This is a genomic window from Pseudochrobactrum asaccharolyticum (assembly GCF_003314995.1).
Lineage (GTDB): Bacteria > Pseudomonadota > Alphaproteobacteria > Rhizobiales > Rhizobiaceae > Pseudochrobactrum > Pseudochrobactrum asaccharolyticum.
Map to the genome: position 1 here is coordinate 303,138 of NZ_QNRH01000003.1, position 19,204 is coordinate 322,341.

Annotated in this window: 15 protein-coding genes; 12 read left to right on the forward strand and 3 right to left on the reverse strand. The window is 50.7% G+C overall.

All coding sequences use genetic code 11. From position 1 onward, the window contains the following. Positions 1-20: 20 nt before the first annotated feature. The 3 genes from DFR47_RS09780 to DFR47_RS09790 all read right to left on the reverse strand — a co-directional run bounded on the left by DFR47_RS09780 (position 21) and on the right by DFR47_RS09790 (position 4,401). On the reverse strand, positions 21-2,570 hold the full coding sequence (locus tag DFR47_RS09780; RefSeq protein ID WP_113944223.1) for a TonB-dependent receptor: 2,550 nt from the start codon (positions 2,568-2,570) through the stop codon (positions 21-23). A gap of 151 nt (positions 2,571-2,721) precedes the next feature. Beyond that, positions 2,722-3,675 carry a FecR family protein gene (locus tag DFR47_RS09785; protein ID WP_113944224.1) on the reverse strand — a complete coding sequence of 318 codons (954 nt, stop codon included), beginning with the start codon at positions 3,673-3,675 and terminating at the stop codon, positions 2,722-2,724. 126 nt (positions 3,676-3,801) lie between these two features. Continuing rightward, positions 3,802-4,401: an RNA polymerase sigma factor gene (locus DFR47_RS09790; protein ID WP_113944225.1), complete on the reverse strand. Its 600-nt coding sequence runs from the start codon at positions 4,399-4,401 to the stop codon at positions 3,802-3,804. 329 nt (positions 4,402-4,730) lie between these two features. On the opposite strand from DFR47_RS09790, the gene DFR47_RS09795 reads away from it, so the two are divergent. The 12 genes from DFR47_RS09795 (at position 4,731) to xylA (ending at position 19,118) form a co-directional block, all read left to right on the forward strand. Then, entirely contained in the window at positions 4,731-5,240 is a 510-nt protein-coding gene (locus tag DFR47_RS09795) for a MarR family winged helix-turn-helix transcriptional regulator (RefSeq protein WP_113944226.1), read from the forward strand. Between the two features lie 121 nt (positions 5,241-5,361). Next, positions 5,362-6,981, forward strand: coding sequence for an AMP-binding protein (locus DFR47_RS09800; RefSeq protein WP_113944227.1), 1,620 nt, complete (start codon positions 5,362-5,364; stop codon positions 6,979-6,981). 58 nt (positions 6,982-7,039) lie between these two features. Further along, entirely contained in the window at positions 7,040-9,361 is a 2,322-nt protein-coding gene (locus DFR47_RS09805) for a bifunctional salicylyl-CoA 5-hydroxylase/oxidoreductase (protein WP_113944228.1), read from the forward strand. Positions 9,362-9,373: 12 nt separating this feature from the next. Next, a complete protein-coding gene (locus tag DFR47_RS09810) occupies positions 9,374-10,174 on the forward strand; it encodes an SDR family NAD(P)-dependent oxidoreductase (RefSeq protein ID WP_113944229.1) in 801 nt (266 codons plus the stop codon). Further along, positions 10,171-11,022 carry an enoyl-CoA hydratase family protein gene (locus DFR47_RS09815; protein WP_113944230.1) on the forward strand — a complete coding sequence of 284 codons (852 nt, stop codon included), beginning with the start codon at positions 10,171-10,173 and terminating at the stop codon, positions 11,020-11,022. Before DFR47_RS09810 ends, DFR47_RS09815 begins: the two co-directional genes overlap by 4 nt. 1 nt (position 11,023) lies before the next feature. Further along, positions 11,024-12,202, forward strand: a complete 1,179-nt coding sequence (locus DFR47_RS09820; RefSeq protein ID WP_113944231.1) for an acyl-CoA dehydrogenase family protein — start codon at positions 11,024-11,026, stop codon at positions 12,200-12,202. 9 nt (positions 12,203-12,211) lie between these two features. Then, the gene (locus DFR47_RS09825; protein WP_113944232.1) at positions 12,212-12,628 is read left to right on the forward strand and encodes an acyl-CoA thioesterase; all 417 of its coding nucleotides are present in this window, start codon (positions 12,212-12,214) and stop codon (positions 12,626-12,628) included. Further along, positions 12,621-13,016: a RidA family protein gene (locus DFR47_RS09830; protein ID WP_113944233.1), complete on the forward strand. Its 396-nt coding sequence runs from the start codon at positions 12,621-12,623 to the stop codon at positions 13,014-13,016. Before DFR47_RS09825 ends, DFR47_RS09830 begins: the two co-directional genes overlap by 8 nt. A gap of 11 nt (positions 13,017-13,027) precedes the next feature. After that, positions 13,028-15,034: a 3-hydroxyacyl-CoA dehydrogenase NAD-binding domain-containing protein gene (locus DFR47_RS09835; protein ID WP_113944234.1), complete on the forward strand. Its 2,007-nt coding sequence runs from the start codon at positions 13,028-13,030 to the stop codon at positions 15,032-15,034. Further along, on the forward strand, positions 15,031-16,236 hold the full coding sequence (pcaF, locus tag DFR47_RS09840) for a 3-oxoadipyl-CoA thiolase (protein WP_113944235.1): 1,206 nt from the start codon (positions 15,031-15,033) through the stop codon (positions 16,234-16,236). The genes DFR47_RS09835 and pcaF overlap by 4 nt, the downstream gene beginning before the upstream one ends. A 276-nt stretch (positions 16,237-16,512) precedes the next feature. Beyond that, on the forward strand, positions 16,513-17,811 hold the full coding sequence (locus DFR47_RS09845) for an ROK family transcriptional regulator (RefSeq protein WP_170137476.1): 1,299 nt from the start codon (positions 16,513-16,515) through the stop codon (positions 17,809-17,811). Then, complete coding sequence (gene xylA / locus DFR47_RS09850) at positions 17,808-19,118, forward strand: xylose isomerase (protein ID WP_113944237.1); 1,311 nt, start codon at positions 17,808-17,810, stop codon at positions 19,116-19,118. Before DFR47_RS09845 ends, xylA begins: the two co-directional genes overlap by 4 nt. Positions 19,119-19,204: the final 86 nt, after the last annotated feature.

A 19,204-nucleotide genomic window follows, 5' to 3' on the forward strand; every position in this document is an offset into this window, starting at 1 on the left:
TTCCTGATCAGATATAGTTGTCAGAAACGTGCTGTGGTACTCAAGCGGAAAGTACGGCCGGGAGATGGCGTAAGTGCTTCACTCATTGCATCCAGATAGTACCGGTCAAACATGTTCTCGATACTCGCATTGAATGAGAAATTATCGTTCAGCTTGTAGGACGCAAAAGCATCATAAATCTGATAGGAGCGCCACTCACTTTCGACCATACCGACACCGCTGCGTTTGAGTGCACGATCTCCAACAAAATTAACGCGGCCGCCAACGGTCAGGCTATCTTCAAACAAGCGGGCACCCAAAGTCACTGATCCGCTATAGACCGGCGGTACATATATGCTCTGATAATCATCAGGCGGGGTGCTGTCTTTACACTGAGCACTTTCCCCTGCACGTGTTGCAAAGCAATATTCCACATTGGTGTAGCGGTTGAAATTTGCATCGGCGAAAAACATGCCTGCATCATAAGACATCGAAATTTCGAAACCTTTGAATTTTGCTCCGTCAATATTCGCATAGACCCGATAAGGATAAGGCAGACCGGCCCGGTTACCAAAAGTCCGGATAATGTAATCATCATAGCTATTATCGAAATAAGCCAGTTTAAAGCGTAGTTTATCATCATCAAGTAACAGATCGTCATTGAGATAATTGACGCCGATTTCGTAGTTTTCAGAACGTTCCGGTCTGAGGAGCGGGTTCGGCTCAATCAGACCTGGCATATTGAAAAGTGTTTCACGGATACTTGGAGGGCGCCAGCCCTGAGCATAATTCGCAAAAATCTGGAATCCGTCGAGCGGCTCAACTGTAACGCCCAGTCTTGGTGTCAGCCGTGATCCGTCAAGACCTTCAATCGACGAGTTCTCACTGTTGTCACGCGTTTGATAACCTTGGTAGCGCAAACCTGCACTAAGGGTCAGCCAGTCCACCGGCTTATAATCAGCATTCGTGAAAACAGCACCAACCGTACGTGTGCCTTCCATTCCGATATTGGTGTCCGGATTTTGTACGGTTTTCTCATAGGAATATGTAACACCGTAATTTAAGTCAAAAACGCCAAAACCGGTTTCAATGTGCGATGCATTCGACACTTCTGCACCGGTTGTATCGGTTTTAGTGTCGCCAGGAACTCCGGTCAGAATTTCTATTGCTGCCCAGTTATCAGACAAACGCGTATGCCAGACATTGGCCTGTAAATTGATCAGATCATTGTCATCAGGGTTCCATGTATATTTTGCTGTATACATATCCGACTTGGTACGGCTTAAATTTGCCTGATAGGGTGGCCAGCCACCTATGGCGACGGGATTGTTCATATCGCCGTATTCTTCACCATATTTACTGTCATAACGAATATAGCCGAGCTCAACGGTTTGATCATGGTCGAAATTAAATTTCCCCTTGAGCAAAACAGACTTGGTGTCCTGCGATGTATTGAAAATTTCGCTGCCCGGTTTATAGGCCGACATTGGTCCCCAGTTGTATTTGCCGCCAAATGAAAAACGTTTGACCTGCCGCTCACCATGTTTACCGGCGAAATAGTTCCCGTTACGGCGGTAGGCAAAGGCACCAACCAGCTCGTAATTATCCTGTTTGGTTGCCAGAGCAATGCTGCCAATATTGCTGCTGCCGTTTAGCCAGTCATTGCCGCCAAAACGTGGTGCTTCTGTTGCAGGTGGAGAAAAATACTCACGCGGCTTGACACTGTTTCCGGAAAAACCACCTTTGATTTTAATACCATAAGACTTGCCATCCATCACTATATCATCAGCGGTTAGGGTACGCATATTGACTACACCACCCATTGAACCGCTGCCTTGCGCGCCTGATGGCGGTCCTTTTTGGATGTCAATGCCACCGATAAATTCTGGGTCGACAAAGGTGCGGCTGCTCATGCCTTTATAACCGCGATAGGCGGATGAGCTTTGTTGTGCGCCGTCAACGAGGGTGGCAACGCGGTTCATGCCTTGCAGACCACGAATATTCACATCCAAAGCCTGTCCGGTGCGATTGCCGGAAGAAATTACACCCGGTGCATTACGGAATACATCACCTGTAGATGAGGGCGGTACGATCTGAATTTGATCCGCACTAATATAAGAAGATGAACCGGCAGTCTTATAAGGTAAATCCGCATTGCTTGCGGTGCCGCTGACGGTAATTGTTTCCAGTATAACGGAGCCATCTGCACCCCCGGCATTATTGCTTGCCGATGAAATACGGTCGCTGATTGTGACTGTATTTGCATTGGTGAAGTTGTAGGTCAGGCCGGTGCCTGCCAACAGCCGTGATAAGGCTTCATGTTTGCCCATCGTACCCTGAAGACCGGAGGAGCTCTTGCCGCGCACGAGGTCAGCCGGATAAAGGATCTGAAGATTTGATTTATCCCCAAAACGGGAAATTACTGCGCCCAAGGATCCGGCAGGGATTGAGTAACTGATGTTTGTCTGCTGGGCATAAGCGGTTTGCATAAAGGATGGGCTGATCTGAAGTGCTGTTGTCGCCAGCAGAGCCAGTAACAATTTTCCTGTTTTCATCCCTATGGATACGTTGCCTGAAAGTTCCGTCTGCATGATTGTAATGATACTCCGACCTGATGCCGCATACCGGCATAACAATGCCCTTTACAAGCAAAGACGAGTCCTGACGGTTACTCCCTCACCATTAAAGTTGAAAATAATTATCATGTTATAATGTTTCTGATCCGTAAGGCATTTTTGCCGATCAGGCAGGGCTTAAAAAAACAAGAAAGCGGGTGAATTCCGTAGTACGTACCGGCAATGTATTGCGGATGACATCTAATACGCCATCCGGATTTTTGATATCAAAGATGCCGCTGACACGCATATCAAGAAGTTTGCTATCGGTTGCACGGATGGTGCCGCGACGATAACGGTTCACATCTGCCAGAACTTGCCGTAGCGGCCGGTCTTCAAAAATGAGCTTGCCTCTTTTCCAGGCGGCCTCTGTATTGGCATCAACTGCATTGAGTGCACCGAAACCGGCGGTGTTAAAACTTGTCAGTTGAGCCTCTTGAACAACGCGTTTTGATTGATCGGGTGCAATAACTGAAACTGCACTTTCCTCAACCCAGACGGTCACTTCATCTGCCCATTCATGCACAACAAAGCGTGTGCCCAGAGCAGTAATACTGCCACCTGCCGCCTGCACTGTAAAAGGGCGACTTGTATCCTTGGCAACATCGAAAAACGCGCGACCGCGTAATAGTTTTATCAAGCGGGTTTGAGCGTTGTAATCAACGATTATAGCCGTATCGGCATCAAGATCCACTTGGCTGCCGTCAGCCAGTGTAATACTGCGCATTTCACCTGTTGCAGTTGCATAATCACTGGTCAGAAAATCCGGCTGCAGGATTAAAAGTGCCGCTGCGCTTGCTGTTATTGTAGCGCTGCCCGCTAAAAAAAACCGACGAGAAATGATTTTTTTGGGTGTCGTACAAGATGTTATTATTTTTGGGCGGGGATCGCCGATCACATCAAGATCCGACCAAATAATGCCAAGGGCACGATATTCAGCCTCGTTATCATGATTTTTGGCGAGCCATGCAGCATGCTCACGACGTTCTGCATCGGTTGCATGGCCAGAATTGATGGTAACGAACCATGCCAGTGCCTCACTGCGGGAGGTAGAAGCTTTGTCGTTTTCAGAGTTTGCCATCGTAACCGCCGGCTGTTTTGTTGTATGTGCGTAAAACCGGATCTATGGCCGGTGTGACATGCTTATTATTAAGACGTTTTATGCGGCCGGATACCTCACTCTTGATCCCGGAAAAATCAAATATAATCATTCCAGATGCTCGCCAAGATGTTCACGACAATGCGCAAGCGCCTTCATGATCAGTTTCTCTACACCGCTGCGCGTGATACCTAATTTTTGCGCGATCTCCGTATGGCTTAGGCCATCAAATTTGTGCATCAGAAAAACGTCTCTTTGCCGTGGAGGCAATGTTGCAATAGCTTTTTCAAGCAATGCAAGACGTTGCCGATAATCCGTTACGCGTTCCTGATCCGGAGCTTCATCAGCCGCATCAAAGGTTTCAGCGGAACCGAAATAACGATTTTTAGCTTTCGCCGCACGAAAATAATCTTTGGCGAGATTATCGGCGATACGAAATAAGTAAGAGCGTATATTCTTGATCTCACTTCGTTTTTCAGTGCCGTGAATGCGTAAAAATGTATCCTGAGTAATATCTTTTATGGTTTCAGGGTCATGACCTTTCTGCCGCAAGAAACGGGCAATATCCGTTGCATGCCGTCTGAACAGATCTTGAAGGTCCCAATTCATAACGTTTTCGCCAAAAAGGCAGCTTTTGTACAAAGCTGCTTTATAGAATTCCCAGCTAATGACGGTAATATCGTCAAATAATATGACATTAATAATCATGTTATTTTATTCTGGCAACCGGTCATTGGTAATACTGAAATGGGCAGGCCTTATCCGGAGCTTGCAAATTATCGGAAATGGCGTTCCAGTCTTTCTATTTTTTACGATAACACTTTGATTATCATTTAAATTATCCACTTCGTTATGAAAGCACATACAGCCGGATTCCATTAATTGGTTTAAGTATGAAACTTTATGCTTGAAATTATTTTTGAAAGTGACACCATAAGATCAGTTATTTTTGTGGTGTCAGGATTCCCGTTGGTATTGGTTCCCTGACACGTGATGCAAGAGGTGGTCCGGATAGCGGATCGCAACGGGGTCATAGGATGAAAAAAGCAGAAGGGCAGTTGGCGGAGCAGAGTTCTGATATCGGGACGGTGCCGTCTAAACAGAGCCTGCGCGCATGGCTTAAACTGCTGAAGTCGACAAAACATGTTGAAGCGGTGATCCGTGAAAAGTTGCGCACGGAATTTGATACGACCCTGCCGCGTTTTGATGTGATGGCGGCGCTGTACCGCTTTGAAAACGGCTTGAAAATGACAGAACTATCAGCGGCTCTGCGGGTGTCTAACGGCAATGTCACCGGAATTGTGGAGCGCCTCGTCACGGATGGTCTGGTTTTGCGCGTTCCTGTTGAGAACGACAAGCGAGCAATGCTGGTTTGCCTCACCAAGAAAGGCCGTGAGGAGTTTGCTGCTCTGGCCGCTGCGCATGAGCGTTGGATCAGTGAGATTTTCAGCGTTTTGTCACCGCAACAGTCAGCCGAGCTGGTCACTGTGATTGATACAATTGAACACGCACTGGCTTTGCAGAACGAGCACGATCATCTGCCTTAAAACAGGAGGAACACCCTCTCCAGTGCCAATATCAGGATATGCATGACACGATAACAATTTGAAGTTTCTGACATTTTTAAAAAAATAACGATGCGAGCACAAGCTTGCCGGGGAACAAAAAATGCTTGGACCAACTGCACATACAGATCAGTTTACGCGCAAGAATTTGCCGCCGGAAGAGCTCTGGCCGGAACTCTCATCGGGCGCGATCAGCTATCCGGAATGGCTCAATGCCGGATATGAACTTTGCGATGCCATGGTGGGAAAAGGCTTTGGCGATCATACTGCCCTTATCGGTAATGGTCGCCGCCGGACTTATAAGGAGCTTGCAGATTGGAGCAATCGTATTGCCCATGTGCTGGTCGAGGATTACGGGTTGGAGCCGGGCAATCGCGTTCTCATCCGTTCAGCTAATAATCCCGCAATGGTTGCTTGCTGGCTGGCGGCGACAAAAGCCGGTGCTGTGGTTGTCAATTCAATGCCGATGCTGCGGGCTTATGAACTGGGGCAGATTGTCAATAAAGCGGAAATTTCCATTGCCCTTTGCGATACACGTTTGATGGAAGACATGGAGATTTGTGCCGCTGAAAGCGCCTATCTCAAACATGTTATCAGCTTTGACGGCAGCGCTAATCATGATGCGGAACTTGACCGGTTGGCACTGAACAAGCCCGTGCGCTTTGATGCGGTTAAAACCGGTCGTGATGATGTGGCATTACTTGGTTTTACCTCCGGTACAACCGGTGAGCCGAAAGCCACCATGCATTTTCACCGTGATTTGCTGCTGATTGCCGACACCTATGCCAAGGAAGTGCTGAATGTGCAGCCGGACGATATTTTTGTCGGTTCACCACCTTTAGCCTTTACGTTCGGGCTTGGCGGCTTGGCGATTTTCCCTCTCCGTTTTGGTGCAGCAGCGGCGCTGCTTGAACAGGCAACACCGCCTAAAATGGTGGAGCTGATTGAAACATATAAAGCCACAATCAGCTTTACCGCGCCGACCGCCTATCGGGTGATGTTGCAGGCGATGAATGAAGGCGCAGACTTGTCATCATTACGTATTGCTGTTTCTGCCGGTGAGACCTTACCAGCTCCGGTTTACAGCGCATGGATGGAAAAGACCGGAAAGCCGATGCTCGACGGAATTGGCGCGACGGAGATGCTGCATATTTTCATCAGCAATCGCCTAGGAGATTCCGCGCCCGGTCAAACCGGTAAACCGGTGACCGGCTATGAAGCCAAAATCGTTGACGAGAATATGCAGGAAGTGCCGCGCGGTCAGATCGGGCGTTTGGCGGTGCGTGGTCCTACCGGCTGCCGTTATATGGCTGACGAGCGCCAGAAGATTTATGTGCGCGATGGCTGGAACCTGACCGGTGACAGTTTCATGCAGGATGAGGACGGCTATTTCCATTTTGCTGCCCGTGCCGACGATATGATTATTTCCTCCGGCTACAATATTGCCGGGCCTGAAGTTGAGGCGGCTCTGCTTGTGCATCCGGATGTGCGTGAATGCGCGGTTATCGGTGTGGCCGATGAAGAGCGTGGTCAGATTGTCGAGGCACATATCATCCTACGCGATGGTGTGGAACCATCAGCTGAAATGGCTAAAGCCCTGCAAGAACATGTGAAAAGCATTATCGCGCCTTACAAATATCCGCGTTCGGTACGCTTCATTCAGGATTTGCCGAAGACGGTCACAGGTAAAATTCAGCGCTTTATGCTGCGGCAGAGCGCCTGAAGGAAATGACCATGATTGATGCCGTTACAGTTCGGTCAGACAAAGGGAGATACTAAAGATGCGTATCGTTTGTATTGGTGGTGGTCCGGCCGGACTTTACTTCGCTCTCCTGATGAAGAAAAACCATCCGGAACATCAGATCAGGGTTGTGGAACGCAATAAGCCCTATGACACATTCGGCTGGGGTGTGGTGTTTTCGGACGCAACCATGGATTCTATGAAGGTTTGGGACGAGGCAAGCGCCGCCGAAATTCAGGATGCCTTCAACCATTGGGACGATATTGAGGTGCTGTTTAAAGGTACGCGCCAGCGGACAAGCGGCCATGGTTTTGTCGGTATCGGCCGCAAAAAGCTTTTGAATATTCTGCAAAAGCGCTGCGAAGAACTGGGCGTTGAACTGGTTTTTGAAACCGATGTCGATGCGGATACACAATATCCGGATGCAGATTTGATTATCGCTTCGGATGGTCTGAATTCCAAAATCCGCAACCGTTATGCCGATATTTTTGAACCGGATATGGTGGTGCGGCCAAACCGTTATATCTGGCTGGGTACGGATAAATTATTTGATGCTTTTACCTTTGATTTTCGCAAGACAGATCATGGCTGGTTTCAGGCGCATATTTATAAATTCGATGACAAAACATCGACATTCATCATTGAAACGACAGAAGAGGCTTACCAGAAACACGGTCTGGGCGACATGTCCCAGCAGCAGTCGATAGATTTCTGTCAGGATTTGTTCTCGGAGGTGCTGGAAGGTGCGCCGCTGATGACCAATGCACGGCATCTGCGTGGTTCCGCATGGCTGAACTTCAACCGTCTGATCTGCGGGAAATGGAGCCATTATAACGGCAATTCCCATGTGGTATTAATGGGCGATGCGGCACATACGGCGCATTTTGCGATCGGTTCCGGTACCAAACTGGCGATTGATGATGCCATTGAACTGACCCGTCAGTTCCAGTTGCATGGCCATGATAAGAGCAATATTCCGGCAGCACTGGAAACTTACGAAGAAATTCGTCGTGTGGACGTGGCGCGTATTCAGAATGCTGCCCGCAATGCTATGGAATGGTTTGAGGTGGTCGGGCACCGTTATGCCGATACGCTGGAACCGGAACAATTTATGTATTCCATGCTGACCCGCTCGCAGCGTATCAGCCATGAAAACCTGCGCCTGCGTGATAAAAACTGGCTTGAAGGTTATGAGAAGTGGTTTGCTGAAAAATCCGGTTTGCCGGTTAATACCAATACCGGCACCCGTCAGACACCGCCAATGTTTACGCCTTATCGGTTGCGCGATGTAACACTGCCTAACCGCATCGTCATGTCGCCTATGGCGATGTATTCGGCGCAGGACGGTTTGATCAATGATTTCCATATGGTGCATCTGGGGGCGCGTGCCCTTGGTGGTGCCGGACTGGTTTTCGCGGAAATGACCTGCGTTTCTCCGGATGGTCGCATTACCCCGAACTGCCTTGGTCTGTGGAATGAAGAGCAGGCGGCGGGCTGGAAGCGGCTGGTGGATTTTGTGCATCAGAACTCTGATGCCAAGGTAGGCATCCAGCTCGGTCATGCAGGGCGCAAAGGCGCGACCAAACCGGCATGGGAAGGCATTGACCAGCCGGTGAGTGATGATCAGAGCTGGCCGTTACTTTCGGCATCGGCTGCCCCTTATCTGGTCAATAGCCAGACACCAAAGGCAATTGATCGTGCGGATATGGATCGCGTGCTGGCTGACTTTGTCCGCTCTGCGGAACTGGCTGTGACCACAGGTGCAGACTGGCTGGAATTGCACTGCGCGCATGGCTACCTGCTCTCCAGTTTCCTGTCACCGCTGACCAATCAACGCACCGACGAATATGGCGGCAGTCATGAAAATCGCGCCCGTTATCCGCTGGAAGTGTTCCGTGCAATCCGTAATGTCTGGCCGGAAGGCAAGCCGATTTCCGTGCGTCTCTCCTGTCATGACTGGGCTGAAGGTGGCAACACACCGGATGATGCCGCGATTTTTGCTCAGATGTTTAAAGATGCCGGTGCCGATTTGATCGACTGCTCGTCCGGACAGGTCGTGAAACATGAAAAGCCGGTCTATGGACGCCTGTTCCAGACCCCGTTCTCGGACAAAATCCGCAATGAGGTGAATATTCCGACTATTGCCGTTGGTGCGATTTCGGAAGCAGATCATGCCAATTCGATCATTTCGGCAGGGCGTGCGGATTTATGCGCGGTCGCCCGCCCGCATCTTGCAGATGCGGCCTGGGTATTGCATGAGGCTGCCAAAATCGGCCTGACCAATGTGGCTTGGCCGAAGCAATATTACTCCGGCAAAACACAATATGAGACGAATTTAAGCCGTGCAGCGCAGGCTAAGTGAAGTGAGACAATCATGAATGATATGCAGTTTACGGGCAAACATATCCTGATTACCGGTGCCGGCAGCGGCATCGGAGCAGCTATTGCCCGTGAATTTGTTGCTAAAGGCGGTAATGTTACGCTGGCAGGCAGACGGCACGAGCCTTTGGCGGCCTTGGCAGCAGAACTTGATCAGGCAGCAGGGCGCAAGACCAGCCATGTTGCCGGTGGTTTTGATGTGACGGATACGTACGCAATTCGCGACGGTCTGCAAACGGCACAAGCCTGTTTCGGTGCGGTTTCAATTCTCGTCAATAATGCCGGAGAAGCGCCTTCCGCTCCGTTTGAAAAGACCACCGAGGACATGTGGGCGCGGGTGATTTCCGTTGATCTGACCGGTGTTTTTCAGGTCACGCAGGCGGTTTTGCCTGACGTCAAAGCCGCTGGCGGTCATGGCCGGATTATCAATATTGCTTCAACTGCTGGGCTGACCGGCTATGCCTATGTGTCTGCCTATTGTGCCGCGAAACACGGTGTTGTCGGGCTGACCCGCGCTTTGGCACTGGAACTGGCGACCAAGGGCGTGACGGTCAATGCCGTTTGTCCCGGATTTACAGATACGCCGATTATCCGCGATTCCATTGCGCAGATCATGGAGAAAACCGGCCGCAGTGAGGAAGAGGCGCTGGCGCATTTCGTGCAGAGCAACCCGCAGAAGCGGCTGATTCGGCCTGAGGAAGTGGCACATACAGTATTATGGCTGGCATCATCGGATGCCGCCTCCATCAACGGACAGGCAATTGCGGTTGCCGGTGGCGAGGTATTGGCAGGATGAGTGAACAGACCATCAGCATGAACAGTCATTTGAAAGCGTTCAAAACCTATCAGGCACAGCATTTTCTCTGGGAAGTGAGCGAAAACGGACGGGTGGCAACACTGACACTGAACCGCCCTGACCGTAAAAATCCGCTGACTTTTGAAAGTTATGCCGAGCTGCGCGATTTGTTTCAAAATCTGACCTATGCCTCAGATATCCGGACAGTCGTGCTGACAGGTGCGGGCGGTAACTTCTCTTCCGGCGGTGACGTATTCGAAATTATTGAACCGCTGACCAAAATGCCGATGCCGGAATTGCTGGCGTTTACGCGTATGACCGGCGATGTGGTCAAAGCCATGCGTAAATGCCCGCAGCCAATTATTGCGGCTGTTGACGGTATTTGCGCCGGAGCAGGCGCAATTCTGGTGATGGCTTCGGATCTGCGCCTTGCAACACCGGAAGCCAAAACCGCTTTCTTGTTTACCCGTGTAGGCCTTGCCGGTGCGGATATGGGAGCTTGCGGAATTCTGCCACGGATTATCGGGCAGGGGCGTGCCGCAGAACTGCTCTATACTGGCCGGTTTATGGGTGCTGAAGAGGGCAAAGACTGGGGCTTTTACAATCATCTGCATGCGCAGGAAAATCTCCTTGGCGAGGCGCAGAAACTTGCCGCAACGCTCGCTGATGGCCCGTATTTTGCTCATGGAATTACCAAGACCATGATGCGTCAGGAATGGGCGATGGGCATTGAAGAAATGATTGAATCGGAAGCACAGGCACAGGCTATTTGCATGGCAACACAGGATTTCTGCCGTGCTTTTGAAGCTTTTGCTGCCAAGCGCCGTCCTGAATTTGAGGGGAACTGATATGACAGCCAGCCCTTGCCGATCTGCCCCCGTTTTGGAGCATCTGGAACTGCCGTTTTTTGAGCCGCAGCAGCATGAATTTGTGCAGAAGCTGAATGCCTTTGCGGCCTCCGGTGTTTTGCAGACAATTGATCACAGCGATACCGATGCTGCTTGCCGTCAGCTGGTAAAACTACTCGGACAAGCCGGATTGCTCACAGCGGTGACCGGCGACAATGGCCGGACAGAGATTGACTCACGTTCCGTTTGTCTGGCGCGTGAAACATTAGCATGGCATGATGGTCTGGCTGATTTTGCTTTTGCCATGCAAGGGCTTGGCACCGGAGCGATTGGTCTTGCCGGATCAGATGAGTTAAAGCAGCAGGTGCTGCCAAAGGTGACATCCGGCGAGTGGCTGGCGGCTTTTGCACTGTCTGAAAAAGATGCCGGTTCGGATGTCGGCGCCATGCAATGCGCGGCGATCCGTGACGGTGATGATTATATCCTTAATGGTGAGAAAACGTGGATTTCCAACGGCGGTATCGCCGATGTTTATACGGTCTTTGCCCGCAGCGGTGAGGCCGCAGGCACTCGCGGCATTTCGGCTTTTGTTGTCTATGCCACGGATCCCGGCTTTTCAATTGCCGAGCGTATTGATGTGATCGCACCGCATCCTTTGGCAACAATCCGTTTTGAAAATTGTCGTATTCCGGCTTCCCGCCGCTTAGGTGCAGGCGGAGAGGGCTTCAAAATCGCCATGCGGACGCTCGATATTTTCCGCGCATCGGTGGCCGCTGCCGCTCTTGGTTTTGCCCGCCGGGCATTGGATGAAGCATTGCATCACGCCTGCAACCGGCAAATGTTTGGCTCGGCATTGAGTGATCTGCAATTAACACAGGCACTTCTCGGCGAGATGGCAACGGAACTCGATGCCGCAACACTGCTGACTTATCGTGCTGCTTGGCGCCGCGATGTGCAAAAATTGCCGACAACAATGCAGGCCGCCATGGCGAAAATGACAGCCACGGAATCCGCGCAGATGATCATTGACCGCGCTCTGCAAATGTTTGGCGGACGGGGTGTCAAAAGTGGTGAGATTACCGAAAAGCTGTATCGTGAAATCCGCGCTCTTAGGATTTATGAAGGGGCGACGGAAGTTCAAAAGCTCATTATTGCCCGCGAATTGCTGAAATCAATGTAAGGGCAGATCATGGTATTTCGCACAACCAGACCTTTGCGTTTCGGCGATTGTGACCCTTCGGGCATCGCTTATTTCCCGTCCTATCTGAATATTCTGATCGGCGTGCTGGAGGACTTCTTTGCCTCGATTGGTGCGGACTGGAAAACACTTAACCAGCAAAGGCAGATTGCAACGCCGACTGTGCGCCTTGATCTGACTTTTGTTAAGCCCGGCTTTCATGCAGACCAGCTGGAATTTACGCTCAAAGTTATGGCTGTCGGCGGCAGTTCATTGTCGCTTGAGCATGAAATTCACGCCAACGGTGATTTATTATGGTCGGCAAAACACAAAATTGTCGCCACTTCTATGACCACTCATAAAGCCTGCGCATGGCCTGACGATATTCGCGCTGCGCTCTCAAATCATCTGGAGACACAGAATGCATAAGATTTTACAACCGGATAACTGGGTTGCGCCGATTGGCTATTCGAATGGTATTTCTGCCCGAGGCCGGACAATTTTTGTCGGCGGACAGATCGGCTGGAACGAACAATGCGAGTTCGAAACGGATGATTTCGTTGAACAGGTGCGCCAGACGCTCAAGAATATTGTCGCTATTCTGGCCGTTGACGGGGCAGGGCCTGAGCATATCACCACGATGACATGGTATTTCACCGATAAGCAGGAATATAAATCCAATATGCGTGGTCTCGGACAAGCCTATCGCGATGTGATCGGTAAGCATTTTCCGGCAATGGCGGCGATGCAGGTGGCGGGGCTGATTGAAGACCGTGCCAAAATTGAAATTCAGGTCACAGCTGTCGTGCCGGACTGACGGGAGTGAACATGCCTGCCAGTTCTGAAACAAAGATCATTCATTTTTCAGATGCCGTTTCGGGTTTTGTTGATCATGGCCTGTTGCAGATCACGATCAGCAATCCGCCGGTCAATGCGATTTCAGCCGCTATTCGTGAGGGGCTGATGCAGGCAATGGATATGGTTGAGACCTATAGTGTCGTTCACGGGCTGATCATTCGCGGTGAGGGGAAATTCTTCGCAGCGGGGGCGGATATTCGGGAGTTTGATCTGCCACCGTCAGAGCCGACTTTGCCACAGGTCACCGCGCGGATAGAAGCATTAGTAAAACCGGTTATTGCAGTCATTAACGGGCCTGCGCTGGGCGGCGGCTGTGAAATTATTCTGGCTTGCCATTACCGGATCGCTTTAGAGGCTGCAAAGTTTGGTCTGCCGGAAGTGAAGCTGGGGCTTGTGCCGGGCGCGGGCGGAACACAACGGCTGCCACGTCTGACAGGACTGACTGCTGCTTTGGATATGATTGGTACAGGACGCACGATTTCAGCGCAGCAAGCATTGAAGAATGGTCTGATTGATGAGGTTGCAGCTTCGGAAAATTTAATGCTGACGGCGCAAAATGTTGCGAAAAAGCTGATTGGCTCAGATCTGAGCCGTACATTGGAGTTATCTGTAAAGGCAGAAAATACTGAGCAAACCGTAGCAAAAATTCTGAGTAAAGCGCGTGGTCGTGTTGCACCATCAGAGGCATTGCGTCTGGTTTCGCTCTCTGCAACATTGCCAGCACAACAAGCTTTGGCGGAGGAACGGGCAACCTTTCTGCACTTGCGCGAAAGTGATGAAGCGCGTGCGTTGCGTTATGTGTTTTTTGCTGAGCGCGATGCCGGAAAGCAGAGCGCTGACAGCACAGTTGCAACCCGCAAAGTGACAACGATAGGCATAGCAGGCACCGGCCTGATGGGTTCAGGTATCGCGGTCTGTGCATTAACCGGTGGCTATCAGGTGATTGGTTATGAGCAAAGCGAAGAGGCTGCGCTTGCCGGTTATCAACGCATTACTGCCTTACTGGATAAGCAGTTCCAGACGGGACGTTTGAGTGATCAGGCACTACAGCAGCAGAAGGCTAATCTCCGTGTCAGTGCGGATATTGCAGATTTATCAGCAGCTGATCTGGTTATTGAAGCCGTTTTTGATGATCTGACAGTTAAGTCTGAGCTATTCGTCAAGCTGGACAAAGTGTTGCGTGCTGATGCAATTGTGGCGACCAATACCAGCTATCTCAATCCTGATGATCTGGCTTTACAGATCAGCCATCCGTCGCGGGTTGTGGGGATGCATTTTTTCTCACCGGCCCATATCATGCGGCTGCTGGAGATTGTGAATTGTGCGCAAACTGCGCCGGATGTTTTGGCGACCATCGTTGCTGTGGCTAAAAAACTCAACAAGCTGGGCATTGTCTGCGGCGTTTGTGAAGGGTTCATCGGCAACCGAATTTTTTCGGCCTATCGCCGCGAAGCAGAATTTATGCTGGAGCAGGGCGCTCTGCCGCACGAGATTGATGCGGCGCTGGAAGATTACGGTTTCGCGATGGGATTATTCGCGGTCTATGACATGGCTGGACTGGAAATCGCATGGGCAAAGCGCAAGCGGCAGGCGGCAAAACGTTCTCCTGATGAGCCATATTCTCCGATTGCCGACCGGCTTTGTGAGGCAGGCCGGTTCGGTCAAAAAAGCGGTAAAGGCTGGTATCAATATCTGGATGGCAAACGTCAGATCGATCCTGACGTCACGACATTGATTGAAACCGTGCGGCTTGAGAAAAACATTCAGGCACGCAGCTTTACGTCAGAGAAAATTATCACTCAGCTTTTGCAGGTCATGACCGATGAAGGAACGCAATTGCTTCAGGAAGGCATTGCTGCATCGCCAAATGATATCGATCTGGTGCTGATCAATGGTTACGGCTTTCCCGCCCATAAAGGCGGGCCGATGTTTGCCGCAACACAAAGCAAAACAAAAGCAACGGGAACAAGTGCATGAGTGAAGCCTATATTATCGGCGGTGTCCGCACGCCTATTGGCCGTTATGGCGGGGCACTCGCATCGGTGCGGCCGGATGATATGGCAGCGCATGTTATCCGTGAGGCACTGGCTCGTTTTCCGTCGCTTGGTGGCGCTGTGATTGATGAGGTGGTGTTTGGTTGTGCCAATCAGGCCGGTGAGGATAACCGCAATATTGCCCGCATGGCGGTGTTATTGTCAGGGCTTGGCGAGAGTGTTCCGGCCATAACTATCAATCGTCTTTGTGGTTCGGGGCTTGATGCAGTTGGCTATGCTGCCCGTGCGATTAAGCTTGGAGAGGCCGATATTATTATTGCCGGCGGTGTTGAGAGCATGTCTCGCGCACCATTCGTGATGCCCAAAGCTGATGCTGCCTTCCAGCGGCAGAATGCAGTTTACGATACAACCATTGGCTGGCGTTTTATCAATCCGCTGATTGACGGCAAATATGGTTCTGAATCCATGCCGGAAACAGCTGAAAATGTGGCGCAGGATTACGACATCAGCCGACAGGATCAGGATGCTTTCGCCCTGATGAGCCAGAGCCGTGCAAGCCATGCCATTCAAAGCGGCCGCCTTGCGCAGGAAATTGCGCCTTATGTGATTGCAGGGCGCAAAGGCGCCACAACCATCGTGGCACAAGATGAGCAACCGCGCGAAACATCACTGGAAAAACTAGATGCACTCGCAACGCCGTTTCGCCAAAACGGAACTGTGACGGCAGGCAATGCTTCAAGCGTCAATGATGGCGCGGCAGCTGTGATTATTGCCTCAAAACAAGCCGTTGAACGTTACGGGCTGACCGTGCTTGCACGTGTTGATGGTATGGCGACGAGTGGTGTTGATCCTCGGATTATGGGGATCGGTCCTGTATCCGCAACACAGAAGCTACTGCATCGCCATAATCTGAAGCTCACTGATATCGGTCTGATTGAGCTGAACGAAGCTTTCGCGGCACAATCGCTGGCGTGTATGCGCCAATTGGGGCTCGCCGATGATGCAGCACATGTTAATCCCAATGGCGGTGCAATTGCACTCGGCCATCCGCTCGGTATGTCCGGTGCCAGATTGGCTTTAACCGCTGCAATGGAACTGCAAAACCGCGATACACGCTATGCTTTGGCAACTATGTGTGTCGGCGTAGGGCAGGGTATATCGTTACTATTACAAGCACCGGTGTGAATAGACGCAGGTACAGAGTTTGTCTCTTTGTTGTCCGAAGATATCATGCGCTGAGTTTTTAGATCTACCTTTTTCATTTTTCTAGACGGGCTTCAGCCTTCGCACATTGTTTACAAGAACAGATCGCGTAGAGGGGATAATTTCGTAATATATATTTCGACACTCGAAAAAAAGAATGACAAACCCTCTTTTCCATGTAATTCTCACAGGCAGGAGATTTAAAGTTCAGCGCTAAGGTCATTAAGAACCATGCTGAGCTTATGGGGAGGTCAGCGCTTGACAGTACATGTTTCGCGCTCAGAAGGGCTGCGATGGGAAAACCGTCGCCGTATTCTGATGCTGTTGCGACAATCGGGACATTTGTCTCGCACCGATATTGCCGGTGCGACCGGAATGAGTCATTCAACTGTTTCCGCCATTACCAATACGCTGCTGGCCGATGATGTCTTGCTTGAATTACCAATCAATGAAACCTCTGTATTAGATGCCGAAAACCGCCGCGGGCGGCCTCAGGTGCTGCTGGGGCTTAATCCGGATTTCGCGAGTGTCATCGCTGTTAATATTGCACTCAACGTGATCACTATAGAACTGGTTAGCTATGCCGGTGAGACGATTGATCATGTGGAAAATACAATCCCCACTTTGCAAGTCAGCAATACCGGGCTGCTGGAAGCTTTAAAAACCCATATCAATGCCCTGCTGATAAAACACGCACATCCTGCCCAAAAGCTGGCTCATATTTCTGTTGGTGTACAGGGCATGACAGACGCTGACCAGCAAAGCCTGATCTGGTCGCCGACCATCGGCGCAACCAATGCTCCGATCGCTGCGCATCTGGAAATGCAATTTCAGGTTCCGGTTAAGGTCTCCAATGACTGCTTGATGATCGCAGAGGCGCTGCGCTGGTTTGGTCCGGAAATCTTCGGTGATAATTTCGCAACGATTTTGTTCTCTTCCGGTATCGGTATGGGGCTGTTTTTGAAAGGTAAACCGTTCTCCGGTGCACGATCCTCGGCTGCGGAATTCGGCCATATTGTGCATATCCCTGATGGCGCATTATGCCGGTGCGGACGGCACGGCTGTCTGGAAGCATATGCCAGTGATTATGGCATCTGGCGGTTTGCCAATCATATTGACGATAATACACCGCCATCAGCAATGATTTCGGATGCTGATTTTTCGGCACTCACAAGCCGTGCACGCGCTGCGGAGGGTATTGAACGGCAGGCATTTCAACGTGCCGGTAAAGCGCTCGGTTTTGCACTGCGCAGTATATTCTCATTAATTGATCCGGTGCCGCTGGCCTTTGTTGGGCCCGGAGTTCATGCCTTTGATCTCATTGAAGATGATCTGCGTAAAACAATCAGTGGCGGTATCGAAAACGGTGTTCTGGCCGGTCCTCAAAACGGGCTGCGTTCACCGGAAGACCTGTCAATCTATCGCTATCCGTCTGAGCAACCGCTCATCTTGCAAGGCTGTGCAATCACATCGCTGATACAGGCCGATGCCCGGCACAATAAACAATTAAAAAAGAGCACATCTGACGTGTCACAACTTCGGGGAGTACTGGCATGAGTACGGGATTTTTCAATGCGACCACACCTGTTCAGTATGAAGGGCCGGACAGTACCAACCCGCTGGCCTACCGGTTTTATAATCCGGATGAAATCGTGCTGGGTAAGCGCATGGAAGATCAGTTGCGTTTTGCTGTCGCCTATTGGCACAGTCTGGCCTGGCCGGGGGGCGATCCGTTTGGCGGCCAAACATTTGAACGCCCGTGGTTTGGTGACAGTTTGCAGCACGCAAAACTAAAAGCTGATGTTGCGTTTGAACTTTGCACTCTTTTGCGTGCGCCGTATTATTGTTTTCACGATGCGGATATTCGTCCCGAGGGGCAAACATTTGCTGAGACATCGGCCAATCTCGACCATATGGCTGATTATTTGCAGAAAAAAATGGCTGAAACCGGCGTTAAGCTGCTGTGGGGTACGGCCAATCTGTTTTCGCATCGCCGCTATATGGCGGGAGCTGCGACAAACCCTGATCCTGAAATTTTTGCCTATGCAGCTGCAACCGTTAAACATTGTATGGATGTCACCAAGCGTCTCAATGGTGAAAATTACGTGCTTTGGGGCGGGCGCGAAGGCTATGAGACATTGCTCAATACAGACCTTAGCCGCGAACTTGATCAGATGGGGCGCTTCCTGTCGCTTGTCGTGGATTACAAGCATAAAACCGGCTTTAAAGGCACAATTCTGCTGGAGCCGAAGCCGCAGGAGCCGACCAAACATCAATATGATTATGATGTGGCAACGGTCTACGGCTTTTTGAAACGCTACGGTCTTGAGAACGAGGTTAAGGTCAATATCGAGCAGGGACACGCCATTCTGGCGGGACATTCCTTTGAGCATGAACTTGCCCTTGCCAATGCACTCGGCATTTTCGGTTCCATTGATATGAACCGTAATGATTATCAATCCGGCTGGGACACTGATCAGTTCCCGAACAACGTACCGGAAATGGCTTTGGCCTATTATCAGATATTGCAAGGCGGCGGCTTCACTACAGGCGGCACCAATTTCGATGCGAAATTGCGGCGCCAGTCGCTTGATCCGCAAGATTTGCTGATCGGCCATATCGGCGCCATGGATTGCTGCGCTCGCGGTCTGAAAGCCGCGGCCAGAATGATTGAGGATCAGGCGCTCTCTGGTCCATTGCAACAGCGTTATGCCGGATGGAACAAGCCTCAGGCGCAAGCCATGCTCAAAGGTGAACAGCCACTGGAAGAGATTGCCGCCTATGTTCACACCAGCAAAATTGAGCCGCAGCCGGTTTCTGGCCGGCAGGAACTCTTGGAAAATATCGTGAACCGCTACGTCTGACAGATAGTTTTTCTGAGGCTTTGTAGCATTTTCAGCAAAAAGTGGGAACCGGTTTTGCGTCGGATAATGCGTAAAAACAAATAGTT